This window comes from Methylocella silvestris BL2 (genome assembly GCF_000021745.1).
GTDB lineage: Bacteria > Pseudomonadota > Alphaproteobacteria > Rhizobiales > Beijerinckiaceae > Methylocapsa > Methylocapsa silvestris.
Genome location: NC_011666.1, coordinates 3286720 through 3299528, shown reverse-complemented (window position 1 = coordinate 3299528; position 12809 = coordinate 3286720). Strand labels below are relative to the sequence as shown.

At 65.3% G+C, this 12809-nt stretch carries 7 protein-coding genes and 1 tRNA gene; 3 read left to right on the top strand and 5 right to left on the bottom strand.

The window, feature by feature from the left end; translation table 11 throughout:
- Positions 1-3: 3 nt before the first annotated feature.
- From nifJ to MSIL_RS15195, 5 genes are all read right to left on the bottom strand, one after another.
- Positions 4-3657, bottom strand: a complete 3654-nt coding sequence (nifJ, locus tag MSIL_RS15220) for a pyruvate:ferredoxin (flavodoxin) oxidoreductase (RefSeq protein WP_012591967.1) — start codon at positions 3655-3657, stop codon at positions 4-6.
- The gene (locus MSIL_RS15215) at positions 3654-5312 is read right to left on the bottom strand and encodes an NAD(P)-binding protein (protein WP_012591966.1); all 1659 of its coding nucleotides are present in this window, start codon (positions 5310-5312) and stop codon (positions 3654-3656) included. Before MSIL_RS15215 ends, nifJ begins: the two co-directional genes overlap by 4 nt.
- A 19-nt stretch (positions 5313-5331) precedes the next feature.
- Positions 5332-6606 carry an MFS transporter gene (locus MSIL_RS15210; protein ID WP_012591965.1) on the bottom strand — a complete coding sequence of 425 codons (1275 nt, stop codon included), beginning with the start codon at positions 6604-6606 and terminating at the stop codon, positions 5332-5334.
- Positions 6607-7410: 804 nt separating this feature from the next.
- Complete coding sequence (locus tag MSIL_RS15200; RefSeq protein ID WP_012591964.1) at positions 7411-9006, bottom strand: Na+/H+ antiporter; 1596 nt, start codon at positions 9004-9006, stop codon at positions 7411-7413.
- Positions 9007-9227: 221 nt separating this feature from the next.
- Positions 9228-9304 (bottom strand) — tRNA-Arg (locus MSIL_RS15195).
- Positions 9305-9642: 338 nt separating this feature from the next.
- Here MSIL_RS15195 and ffh point away from each other — a divergent pair.
- The 3 genes from ffh to MSIL_RS15180 all read left to right on the top strand — a co-directional run bounded on the left by ffh (position 9643) and on the right by MSIL_RS15180 (position 12783).
- Positions 9643-11265: a signal recognition particle protein gene (gene ffh, locus MSIL_RS15190; RefSeq protein ID WP_012591963.1), complete on the top strand. Its 1623-nt coding sequence runs from the start codon at positions 9643-9645 to the stop codon at positions 11263-11265.
- A 72-nt stretch (positions 11266-11337) separates the two neighbouring features.
- Positions 11338-11706 carry a 30S ribosomal protein S16 gene (rpsP, locus tag MSIL_RS15185; protein ID WP_012591962.1) on the top strand — a complete coding sequence of 123 codons (369 nt, stop codon included), beginning with the start codon at positions 11338-11340 and terminating at the stop codon, positions 11704-11706.
- A 93-nt stretch (positions 11707-11799) separates the two neighbouring features.
- Positions 11800-12783, top strand: coding sequence for an asparaginase (locus MSIL_RS15180; RefSeq protein WP_012591961.1), 984 nt, complete (start codon positions 11800-11802; stop codon positions 12781-12783).
- Positions 12784-12809: the final 26 nt, after the last annotated feature.

Here is a 12809-nt window from a genome sequence, read left to right as displayed (position 1 = left end):
GTCCTAGCTTTTCTCTGCGCCGAGCGCGCTGACGTCGGGGTGGAAACGGCTGCCGTCGCGGCTGGCGAGCGCCTCATATTGCGCATATTTTTCGGTTGCTGCGGTCTGCGCGTGGGCGAGCAGCTCGGCCGCCTCGCGCGGCCTGATGTTGGCGAGGCTGCGATAGCGCAGTTCATTGTAGGCGTAGTCCTTCAGCGGGATCGTCGGGCGCGGCGAATCGAGCCTGAACGGCGCTTCGTCGGCATTGCGCATCGCCGGATTGAAGCGGAACAGCGGCCAGTAGCCCGAGGCGGCCGCCAGATCCTGCTGGCGCATTCCGTGGCGCAGATCGAAGCCATGCGCGATGCAGTGGCTGTAGGCGAGGATCAGCGACGGTCCTGGCCACGCCTCGGCCTCGCGGAACGCCAGCAGGGTTTGTTGCGGATTGGCGCCCATCGCCACCTGGGCCACATAAACATTCCCATAGGCGATTGCCTGCAGGGCGAGGTCCTTGCGCCCCACGCGCTTGCCCGCGGCGGCGAATTTGGCGACAGCGCCGAGCGGCGTCGCTTTCGAGGCCTGGCCGCCGGTGTTTGAATAGACCTCGGTGTCGAGCACCAACACATTGACGTCGCGGTCGGACGCGAGCACGTGGTCGAGACCGCCATAGCCGATGTCATAGGCCCAGCCGTCGCCACCGACCAGCCAGATGCTGCGACGAACGAGATGGTCCAGCACAGATAGGAGATCCAGCGCGCGGGGATCCTCGCCCATCTCGGCGAGGCGCCGTTTCAATTCGGCGACGCGGCTGCGCTGCGCGAGGATCTCGGATTCGCGGATCTGCGGCGCCTCCAGGATCGCATCGACCAGTTGCTGGCCAAGCGTCGGCGCGAGATCGCGCAACATCTTCGCCGCCATTGCGCTGTGCATGTCAGCGGCCAGCCGAAAGCCAAGGCCGAATTCGGCGTTGTCTTCGAATAGCGAGTTGGACCAGGCGGGCCCGCGTCCTTCGCGGTTGGCGGCCCAAGGCGTGACCGGCAGATTGCCGCCGTAAATCGAAGAACAGCCAGTCGCATTGGCGATCTGCAGCCGATCGCCGAACAGTTGCGAGAGGAGTCGAAGATAGGGCGTCTCGCCGCAGCCGCCGCAAGCGCCCGAGAACTCAAACAAGGGCTCGAGGAACTGGATGCCCCGCACATTGGCGAAATCGACCAGGGCGCGATTGTTTTCCGGGAGCGATTCGAAGAAGGCGATATTGCTCCGCTCAGCCTCGAGCAGCGGCGCCTTCGGACCCATGTTGATCGCTTTGGTCCCGGGCCGGCTCGGACTGTGGGCGGGACAAACCTCGACGCAGATCCCGCAACCGGTGCAATCCTCGACGTAGAATTGCAGGGTGAAGCGGCTGTCGGGGTAGCCGCGCGCATTGACCGGCGCCGATTTGAAGGTCGGCGGCGCGGGCTCGTTCGGATCGGCGAGCCGCGCTTCATCGTAGAATCGCGCGCGGATGACCGAATGCGGGCAGGCGATCGAACACTGGCCGCACTGGATGCAGAGATCTGTTTCCCAGATTGGAACTTCGTCCGCGATATTGCGCTTTTCCCAGGCGGCTGTGCCCAAGGGGAATGTACCGTCGATGGGCATGGCGCTGACCGGGAGCGCGTCGCCTCGCCCCGCCATGACCGCAGCCGTGAAATTTTGCACAAAGGCCGGCGCCGACGCCGACACGATCGGCGGCCGCTCGAAAGCGCTGCTCGCCGATGTCGGGACGGCAACCTCGCTCAAATGGGCGAGGGTGTGGTCGACGGCCTCGAAGTTCTTGGCGACGACGTCGCCGCCCTTTTCGCCATAGCTTTCCTCGATCATATGCTTGATGCGCTGCACCGCTTCATCGCGCGGCAGCACGCCCGAGATCGCGAAGAAGCAGGTCTGCAGCACCGTATTGATCCGGCCGCCAAGCCCGGTGTCGCGCGCGACTTTCGATGCGTCGATGACGAAAAACCGCAGGCGCTTGTCGATGATTTCCTGCTGGACCGAGCGCGGCAGGCGGTCCCACGCCTTGTCGGCGTCATATGGACAGTTGAGGAGAAAGGTCGCGCCGGGCGCCGCGAGCGACAGGACGTCGATGCGGTCGAGGAACACGAACTGGTGACAGGCGACGAAGCTCGCTGCGGCGATCAGATAGGGCGCGCGGATCGGGCGCGGCCCGAAGCGAAGATGAGAAACCGTCTGGGCGCCGGACTTGTGCGAATCATAGACGAAATAACCCTGCGCATAGCGGTCGGCGTCCTCCGCCAGGATCTTGACGCTGCTCTTGTTGGCGCCGACCGTTCCATCCGATCCAAGCCCGTAGAAGACGGCGCGCACCACCTCGTCCGGCTCGATCATGAATCCTTGGTCAACATCTAGGCTCGTCCCCGACACGTCGTCGGTGATGCCGACGGTGAAGCTGTTGCGCGGCGAAGGATTTTCCAGTTCGTCGAAGACGGCCTTCACCATCGCGGGCGTAAAATCTTTCGACGACAGCCCATAGCGGCCGCCGATCATGCGCGGCATGATCGCCCGGCGGCCCGCGCCGACGGCGTGGGCGAGCGTGGCGACGACGTCGAGATAGAGCGGCTCGCCGGTCGCGCCCGGCTCCTTTGTGCGCTCCAGAACGGCGATGGATCGCGTCGTGTCAGGCAGGGCGGAGAGAAAATGATCGGCGGAGAATGGGCGATAGAGGCGCACCTGCAGCACGCCCCGTTTCCGCCGCCCGTCGGTTCGATTCAACACGGCGGCGGCGTCGCGCGCGGTCTCAGCCGCCGAACCGATCAACACGACCACATGCTCCGCGTCGGGCGCGCCGTCATATTCGAACAGGCGATAGCTTCGCCCGGTGATGTTGGCGAAATCCGCCATCGCCTTTTCGACGATGCTGGGCGTGCGCGCGTAAAAGGGGTTCACCGTCTCGCGCGACTGAAAAAACGTGTCGGGATTTTGCGCCGTTCCGCGCATCACCGGCCGCTCCGGCGTCAGAGCGCGGGCGCGGTGCGCCCGGACGAGATCGTCGCGGACCATCATGCGGATTTCGTCATCCGACAAAAGCGTGAGCTTGTTCAGCTCGTGCGAGGTGCGAAACCCGTCGAAAAAATGCAGGAATGGAACGCGGCTTTCGAGCGTCGCCGCCTGGGCGATCAGCGCCAGATCATGCGCCTCCTGAACAGAGCCCGACGACAGGAGCGCGAAGCCGGTGGCGCGGACGCCCATCACGTCCGAATGGTCGCCAAAAATCGACAGCGCCTGCGTGGCGACCGAGCGCGCCGCGACATTGAAGACCGTCGCCGTCAGCTCCCCCGCAATCTTGTACATGTTGGGGATCATCAGAAGCAGGCCCTGCGACGAGGTGAAAGTCGTCGTCAGCGCGCCGGACTGGAGCGCGCCATGCACCGCGCCGGCGGCTCCGCCCTCGCTCTGCATCTCCTGCACGACAGGTATGTCGCCCCAGATGTTGCGGACCCCGGCCGAGGCCCATTCGTCGGCCAGTTCCGCCATCGTCGAAGAGGGCGTGATCGGATAGATCGCGCAGACCTCATTAACCCGGTAGGCGATGTAGGCGACGGCGGTATTGCCGTCCATGGTCGCGGTCTTCTGCGTCGCGGCCTTGTCGATCGCGGTCTGCTGTGTCACGGCGACGTTCATGCCACTTGCTCCGGCGCGGCTTTGGCGGGTTCGGGGATCATCTCGATTGCGTGGCAGGGACACTGCTCGTAGCAGACGGCGCAGCCCGTGCAGCGATCAAAATCATAGCGGTAGCGCAAGCCCGGCCCCAGCTTGACGATCGCCTGTTCCGGGCAGGCGGCATAGCATTGGTCGCACTCGAAGCAGTTGCCGCAAGAGAGACAGCGCCGCGCCTCATAGCGCGCTTCGGTTTCGCTCAACCCGGCTGTTGTCTCTTCGAAGCCATGGCTGATCCGCTGATCCGCTTCTGTTTCAGTTTGCACCGAGCGGGGCGCGTCGGCGTATATGGGCAAGTTGAGCAGAGCGAAGTCGACGATCGGGTGTTTCGCGGAGGTTTGCACCGGCTTTCCGCGCAGCCACGCGTCGATGTGGCGTGCGGCCTTCTTCCCGTGGCCTACCGCTGCTGTGACGGTTCGTTCGCTCGGCACCATGTCGCCGCCGGCGAAAAGTCCCGGCCGGCCGGTCATCATGGCGTCGTCCACCTTGACTGTGCCTCCAGCCAGGAAGGCGACTCCGGGCACATTGCGCAGGAAGCCGCTATCGGTCTGCTGACCCAGGGCCAGGACGACGGAATCGGCGGAAAGGGTCTCGAGGCGCCCGCTCGGTTGCAGATGGCCCTGCTCATCCATCTGCATCACTTCGACGGTGAGTTCGCCTTCTCCGATATCTTTAATCGTACTGAGCCATTTGATCTTGATGCCTTCCGAGAGCGCCTCGTCGGTCTCGAACGCCTGTGCGCCCATGTGGGCGCGGTCGCGATGGTAAAGGATGATCGCCTCCTCGGCGCCAAGCCGGCGCGCGGTGCGGGCCGCATCCATCGCCGTATTGCCGCCGCCATAAATCACAACGCGACGGCCAAGGCGCGGCGGCTCGCCTGTTTCGACCTGATGAAGCAGCGTGATGGCGTCGATCACGCGCGCCGCGTCGCGCGCCGGGATGTCGATGCGCTTTCCGATCTGGGCTCCGATCGCAATGAATACGGCGTGAAATTTACCCTCGGCCTGTTCGGCGAGCACGTCTTCGACCTTGTGATTGAGCGTGATCCTCACGCCCATGGATTCGATGCGGCGGATCTCCGTCATCAGAACGTCGCGTGGCAACCGATAGGCGGGGATGCCGAAATGCAGCATGCCGCCGGGCAGCGGCCCCGCTTCACGAATTTCAACCTCATGACCCAAGCGCGTAAGATGATAGCTCGCCGACAATCCGCTCGGGCCGCCGCCGACCACGAGGATGCGCTTGCCGGTCGGCGCCGCCGTCACGGGCAGGGTCCAGCCCTGCGCCGTCGCCAGATCGCCGAGGAACCGCTCCACCGCGTGAATGCTGACCGCGCTGTCAAGCTGAGCGCGGTTGCAGCCTGTCTCGCAGGGATGATAGCAAACGCGCCCATGGACGGCGGGGAACGGATTCTCGCGTAAAATCGTCTCCCAGGCGTCGCGGTATTTTCCAGCCTGCGCCAGATCGAGCCAGGCCTGCACATTCTCGCCAGCCGGGCAGGCGTTGTTGCAAGGCGGCATAAGGTCGACGTAGTGCGGCTGACGCGTGCGGACAGGACCGGCGCCTTTTTCGTGTAGAAGGTCGACGACCGGGGTGAAATCGGACTTCAGCGCTGTCATGTGCGATCTCGATCCTTCTTTAGGATGCGCTTGCGGCGGGCGTCTGCCGGGCGGCGGCCCCGGTTTCGCGCAGGAAAAGCGTCAGAATGAATGACAGCACGATGGCGCCGCCCCAGATGTAGTCAGCGTGGTGAAAGTGATCCAGCGTCAGCGGCCTGCCGCCGGACAATCGCATGAGGGCCAAGCCGAAGACCGGCGCGAGAAAAGCGCTCAGGCTGAAGACCAGGAAATTCATGGCGCCTGTCGCGCTGCCTTTGACGTTGTCCGGATTGGCTTCCTTGATCATCGAGTAAGGGATCATGGCCGCGCCGGACCCTATCCCGAAGAGAAGGCCGCCGAAATAGGGAGGGATAAACGCCTCAAGATATGAAATGCCGAGACCCGATATCATCATAAGCGCGATGCCCGCGATAAGGACGGGCTTGCGGCGGCCAATCCGGTCGGCAAGGTAGCCGAGAAGCGGGGCCCCGATCACCCAACCGAGCGGCACCATCGATGATCGCGCGACCGCTTCTTCCGTCGCGATCCCGAAACCCTGATGCAGCAACGGGACTCCCCAGATCATGTCGCCGATTGTCGTCGGCATGAACAGAAGGCCGCCAATGATTCCGCAGAGGTAGGATTGCGGGTTCGTCAGCACGACCTTGTAAGGCGCGAACATGGTCAAGAGAGAGCCATGAACTTTGTCATGGCTTGCAGGCGTCGCTACCAGCATCAGAACCGCTAGCGCCGTCAGCGCAGCGCCTGCGTAGAACCAAAAGGACTGCCAGCCGATCGAGCCATGCACCAGGGGACCGACCGCGAATTGCCCGGCGAAGCCGCCGAGCATGCCGCAGAGCTGCGTGACGCCGATAGCGGTCGCCAGCCATTTCCCCGAAAAGCCATGCACGGCGAGATAGACGGCGCCGGTGAAGGCGAAGGCCGAACCCGCGCCCTGCAGCAGCCGTCCGCCTTCCACTGTGGTGATTGCGCCGAAGCCGAACAACACGCTGCCGATGGCGGTGGACAGAACGCCGATGAAGATCGGCAGCTTGGCGCCAAATCGATCCAGCGACGCGCCTGAGACAAGCGCAAAGGCGGCGTAGGTATAATAATACATGCCGAGCAGCGCGCTGACGCCCAGCGTCGTGAGGCCGAATGCGGCCGTCAGTTCCGGGATCATCACGCCCGGCGCAGAACGCAGCGCATATTGCAGGAAGTAGAAAATGAGGCAGAGCGCCCACGCAATGATGAATGCGGTCCGCGACGCTTCCGGTTTGGCGGGCGCCTCGATGCTTGCAGCGATCACCGTCATGGCTGATCCCTCCAGGGGACCGCAGCTCTTTTTTCAGCCGGCCCAAAGCCGCGCCGTATCCTCCCCCTGAAGGATGTCACGAGCCAAATCTCCTGTGGTCAATTCGTGTGGGCGGCGAGAGGGAGCCTTTGCTCCACAAGACCTCTCATGCGCGGCCGGCCCCTTAAATCCCGGGCGCGCTTTCCTGATACCATGGCGAGAGATGGAGCGATAGGCTCGGAAACTACTTAGGTGGTTTGCGGGAAAGCGGTTCAACGCCTGCCACGGCAGAGCTTCGCCGCGGCGCCGAGCTACACTCCGAAGGCAAGGCTGACCAAGTCCAAGGGCCCAACATGGTCGAAGGCCTCAAAGAGGCGCTGACGGGCGAATAAGCCCGATCGCGTCATCTCTTTGTCAAATACGCGGAGGCTGTCGCTGGCGTCGCCGGGCCGCGGCGCAATGTTGCAAGGAAAGCGATTGCAGTTCGGCAAGCAGCGGCGCCCAAGCTTCCGCTTGCCGACCAACCTACAATACAAGGATAGGGTGAGGATTAGGGCCGCCGAAAACCGGCGGCTGCAAGGCGCGAGGTTTGGGCCATCGGCGGGGCTCGATGGAACGTTCAGTTGTGCGTCTGCAATCCTCGATTCGCGGCCGGGCGGAGTCCTGATTTGCGCCAAGCCTGATCAACCCGGCGTGATCGAATGATTGGATAGTCGCAGACCGGTTAGCTGCAGGCGGCGCTACGACGGCCGACGAGGATGATTCAGGTCGCAGATCGGCGCTGGCGCAACGTCCGTTTCTGAAAGGAAGCGAAGTCCCCCGCCCTCAACGATCGAGCATTTTCCGCGCGCCGAGTTCCTCGATGTCGATCTCGGCCTCGAGCGCATGCAGCGTCGAATCGTGAATTTCACCGGCGCGGTGAAGCCGCAACAATTCGGCGCGCCCGGCGCGGTTCGCCTCGAGAACCGCCTCGTAATGCGCCCGCCGATCGGCGGCGAGGGTCTCTCCCGCCTCGACAAGACGCTGCGCGACGGAGGCGCGGCGACGGTACTGATCGAGTAGGCGGGGGTGCCGCTCGGTCCCGTCCGGCTGGCGCGAGATGGCCTCGATCGCATTCGCCTCCGCAGCGATGATTCGCGCGTGAGCCTCATGTTGCGAGAGGTTGCGGCCGTCGCCCTTCAGCGCGAAGCCGTCGCCGAGCCGCAGCGCTGTGACGAGCGCCCGCAAAGTTGTCCCTTGAATCAGGATCGAGGCGAGGATCGCCGCCATGGTGGCGGCCATGATGAAGTCGCGACCCGGAAAGCCTGCCGGCACCGAGAGGGCGACGGCGAGGCTGACGACGCCGCGCATGCCGGCCCAGCTCATCACGATCGGCACGGCGAGAGGCGGATAAGGGTCCCGCGCCCGCAGCGACGGGATGAGAAAGCGGGGGACATAGGCCGTCGTCAGGATCCACGCGAAGCGCGCCGCGGTCATGGCGAGCAGAATGACGCCGATCGCCGGAGCGAACTGGCTCGCCTCGACGCCCGCCTCGGCGAGACGATGCAGGACAGGACGCAGGGACAGGCCGATCAGGATGAAGACCAGCGATTCCAGAAGGAAGACGGCGACCTGCCAGACCGCCGTCGCCTGGAGGCGCGTGAGCGCGGGGAAAACACTGTGCTGGCGCTGGCCGAGGACGAGGCCGCAACAGACCGTTGACAGCACCCCCGAGACATGGAGTTGCTCGCCGATAATATAGGACGCGAAGGCGCCGAGGAATCCGGCCACGATGTTCAAATGGACGTTGTCGAGCCGCCCAAGCAGGCTCGATCCCAGAAACCCGAGAGCGACGCCGACGGCGACGCCGCCCGCTGCGAGAAAGGCGAACTCCGCCGCCCCCGACCAGATATTGAAGGCTCCGGTCAGTCCGGCCGCGATGGCGAGCCGATAGAGCACGAGTCCGGTCGCATCGTTAACGAGGCTTTCGCCTTCGAGAAGCGTGACAAGCCGGCGCGGCAGGGAAAGGCCCTGCAGCGCCGCCTTCGCCGCCACCGCATCGGGCGGCGACACGATGGCGCCAAGCGCGAAACAGGCGGCCCAGGGCAGGCCTGGAACGATCGCATGGGCGGCGAGGCCAACGGCGAGCGTCGTGAAGGCGACCGCCCCGACCGCGAGTTGAAGGATGACGCGCAGATCGGCTTTGAAATCGCGCCATACGGTGAAATAGGCGCTCGAGAAGAGAAGCGGCGGCAGGAACAGGATGAGCATCAGATCGGGATCGACGTTGATCTCCGGCGCGCCCGGGACGAGGGCGATCGCGATCCCTCCGAGCGTCAGCATGGCGGAGGGCGGAAAGCGCAGCCGCCGCGCCGCGAGCTCAAGCGGGATGACGGCGGCGATCAGCATAAGAAGGATTTCAAAACGTTCGGCTGGCGGCATGGGGAGCTTGGTCTTGGGTCAGCCCTCCGCGCGGATCGGCGTCGGGGATGACGAAGGCTGTTTTGCCTGAACCTAGCGGCTTTCCCACGCTTTGGAAGCCCGCCTACGATGATGCGGCGCCTGCCGCTTTCCGCTCAAGACGGAAGGCGGCGTGCTCGATAATGTGTCCGCCTTGAAGAAGCCGCGGAGGCGCAAAAGCGATCGAAGGATCTGATTTTATTTGGCGTCCCGGAAGGGATTCGAACCCCTGACCTACGGTTTAGGAAACCGTTGCTCTATCCTGCTGAGCTACCGGGACGCGCGCCCGGCTTTGCCGCGGGCTTTGGCGAGATCGATTTATCATGTTCCGCCCGGCCGGCAAATGGCGCCCGCTACCGCGCCGCGCCCGCCTATTCTTGACTTTCGGGGCGGCGCGCTTCAGAAAAGGCGCTCTGTCTTCCCGACGAAGGCATGTTTGCAGCAGCCGGCCGCTCTTGGACGCGGGCGGCGAACGTCCGGCAGCGCGTTGCGCCCCCGGGCGCGTTTTGTGTTGGCCGCGCGCGAAAAAGATGTTTCTTGCGGGGGCTTTGGCTCCGGCCTCGTGTTTGATGATCGGTTCGGGCGCAACGGGCGCCGCGAAGTTTTGAGGATGACCGCATGTTCGAAGGGCTTTCCGAAAAGCTCTCATCCATTTTCGACTCACTGACGCGGCGCGGCGCGCTGTCGGAGGAGGACGTCAATCTCGCGCTGCGCGAGGTGCGCCGGGCGCTGCTCGAGGCCGACGTCGCGCTCGACGTCGTGCGCTCCTTCGTCGACAAGGTGCGCGCGCGGGCGATCGGCGCGAATGTCGTCAAGTCGGTGACGCCCGGCCAGATGGTCGTCAAGATCGTCAATGACGTGCTGATCGAGACGCTCGGCTCAGACGCCGATCCGATCAATCTCGACGCCGCGGCCCCCGTCGCGATCATGATGGTCGGGCTTCAGGGCGCCGGCAAGACGACGACCGCCGCCAAGATCGCCAAGCGGCTCAAGGAGCAGATGGGCCGCAAGGTCCTGATGGCCTCGCTCGACGTCAAGCGGCCGGCCGCGCAAGAGCAGCTCGCCGTGCTCGGACGTCAGGTCGGAGTCGATACGCTGCCGATCGTCGCCGGCCAGACGCCCGTGCAGATCGCCGTCAGGGCCGAACAGGCGGGGCGCCTGCAGGGCTATGACGTGGTGCTGTTCGACACGGCCGGCCGCACCCACATCGACGAAGCGCTGATGCAGGAGATGGTCGAGATCAAGGCCGCCTCGCGCCCGCATGAGATTTTGCTCGTCGCCGACAGCCTCACCGGCCAGGACGCCGTGCATCTGGCGAAAAACTTCGACGACCGAGTCGGCATCACCGGCATCGTCCTGACCCGCGTCGACGGCGACGGCCGCGGCGGCGCGGCGCTGTCGATGCGCGCGGTAACCGGCAAGCCGATCAAGCTGCTGGGCTCCGGCGAAAAAATGGACGCGCTGGAGGATTTCCATCCCTCGCGCATCGCCAACCGCATTCTCGGCATGGGCGACATTGTCTCGCTCGTCGAGAAGGCGGCGCAGACCATCGACGCCGAGAAGGCGCAGCGCATCGCCGACCGCATGCGCAAGGGCAAGTTCGACCTCGAGGATTTGTCCGACCAGCTGGCGCAGGTGGAAAAGATCGGCGGCCTCGGCGGCATCATGGGCATGCTGCCCGGCATGGGCAAGATCAAGGATCAGCTCGCCGCCGCCAATCTCGACGACCGGATCATCAAGCGCCAGCGCGCCGTCATCTCCTCGATGACGCCGAAGGAGCGGCGCAACCCGGATATTTTGAAGGCCTCGCGCAAGAAGCGGATCGCGGCCGGCTCCGGCATGAAGGTCGAGGACGTCAACAAGCTTCTAAAACAGCATCGCCAGATGGCCGACCTCATGAAGTCCATGGGCGGCGCAAAGCGCGGCGGCGGCGCGATGGGCAAGATGGCCTCGATGTTCGGCTTGCCGGCCGGGGGGATGGGCGGAGCGATGGGCGGCATGCCGCAGCCCTCGCCGGAGCAGATCGCCTCGCTGCAAAAGCAGTTTGGAGCGGCGCCCGGAGCGTTTTCGGGCGGCAAGCCGGCGCCGCAGCTTGCGCCGCCTCCGGCCTCCGGCGCGCCGAAGCCGCCGGGATCAAATCTTCCCGGACTTGGCGCAGGGCCGGCCAAGCTGCCAGGCCTTGGCGGCGGCGCGAGCGGCGGATTTTTGAGCGGGCTCAACCCGTTCGGAAAAAAGAAATGAGCTTTGGCCGGCGGGAGCCGGCTTTGACTCTTCGATGAACCACACGGAACCAACCTTTGGAGAACCAATAAAATGCCATTGAAAATTCGTCTGTCGCGCGGCGGCGCCAAGAAGCGCCCGTTCTATCGCGTGGTCGTCGCCGACTCGCGCATGCCGCGCGACGGCCGCTTCATCGAGCGCCTCGGCGTGTTCGATCCGCTGAAGGCCAAGGATTCCGCCGAGCGCGTGGTGCTCGATGCGGAAAAGGCCAAGGAATGGATCGCCAAGGGCGCGCAGCCGACCGATCGCGTCGCCCGCCTGCTCGACGGGCTCGGCGTTCTGACGCGCGAGGCGCAGAGCAACCCAAAGAAGGCGCTGCCGAAGAAGAAGGCGCAGGAGCGCGCGGCCGCGTCTGCCGCAGCGGCCGAGAAAGCCGCCGCCGCGGCTGCTCCCGAGGCCTGACCCTCGGCGCAGGAGAGGGAAGCGGCTCCCTGGAGCCGCCTCTCGTTTTCGCCGGTCCGGCTGTGACGTCTCAAGCAAGGCGCCTCTTTGCAGATGCCGCAGCGACCCCGCGTAATCATTCTGTCCACCGGCGGCACCATCGCCATGATCGCGCGCGGCTCGGACGCGGGCGCGCTGCGGCTGGGAGCGAAGGCGCTTGCCGCCGCCGTTCCACAGCTCGAAGCCATCGCCGACTGCGAGACGCGCGACATCCTCGCCAAACCTTCGGCGAGCCTGACCCTTGCCGATCAGGCGCTGATCGGGGAGGCCGCCGTCGCGGCCGCGCAGACGGCCGATGGGGTCGTCATCACTCATGGCACCGATACGCTGGAGGAGACGGCTTTCGGGCTGGCGCTACTGACCCGCATTGAGACGCCGATCGTGTTGACCGCCGCCATGCGGCGCGCGGACCAGCCCGGCGCGGACGGCCCAGCCAATCTTCTCGCCGCCGTTCGGGTCGCGGCGTCCAAGGCTGCCCGCGGCGCCGGCGTCCTCGTCGTGATCGACGACGAGATCCACGCGGGCCCGTTGATCCGCAAGTCGCATAGTTTTCGCACACACGCGTTTTCATCGGCGCCCTTCGGGCCCATCGGCTATGTCGCGGAGGACCGGGTGCGTTTTGCCCTTGTCCCCGCCGCCCCGCCGCCCCTGATGCGTTTTGGCGGAGGCCGGCCGCCCATCGTGCCAATCGTGGAGGCCGGCCCCGGCCTCGAGCGCGAAACCGTCGCCGCGCTTGCGGCGGGGGGCTTTGATGGCGTCATTCTCAGCCTGCCGGGCGCCGGCCATGTCGCCGCCGAGGCTGCGCCCGATCTCGGCCGCCTCGCCGAGCGCATGCCGGTCGTCTTCGCAAGCCGCACGGGCGCCGGCGAGACCCTCTGCGCGTCCTACGCCTATGCAGGAAGCGAGATCGACCTCATCGCGCGGGGGCTCATCCCCGCGCGCTGGCTCGACGCGCGAAAATCCCGCATTGCGCTTCAACTGGCGCTGGCGCAGGGCGCGGACCTCGCGCAAACGCGTGCGATCTTTGACGGGTTCTGAACGCGGCGGGGCGCCGAAGCGGGCGG

Coding starts and splice junctions, on each gene's coding strand:
- nifJ (WP_012591967.1), bottom strand. CDS start 3,657: ATGAACGTCGCCGTGACACAGCAGACCGCGATCGACAAGGCCGCGACG.
- MSIL_RS15215 (WP_012591966.1), bottom strand. CDS start 5,312: ATGACAGCGCTGAAGTCCGATTTCACCCCGGTCGTCGACCTTCTACAC.
- MSIL_RS15210 (WP_012591965.1), bottom strand. CDS start 6,606: ATGACGGTGATCGCTGCAAGCATCGAGGCGCCCGCCAAACCGGAAGCG.
- MSIL_RS15200 (WP_012591964.1), bottom strand. CDS start 9,006: ATGCCGCCAGCCGAACGTTTTGAAATCCTTCTTATGCTGATCGCCGCC.
- ffh (WP_012591963.1), top strand. CDS start 9,643: ATGTTCGAAGGGCTTTCCGAAAAGCTCTCATCCATTTTCGACTCACTG.
- rpsP (WP_012591962.1), top strand. CDS start 11,338: ATGCCATTGAAAATTCGTCTGTCGCGCGGCGGCGCCAAGAAGCGCCCG.
- MSIL_RS15180 (WP_012591961.1), top strand. CDS start 11,800: ATGCCGCAGCGACCCCGCGTAATCATTCTGTCCACCGGCGGCACCATC.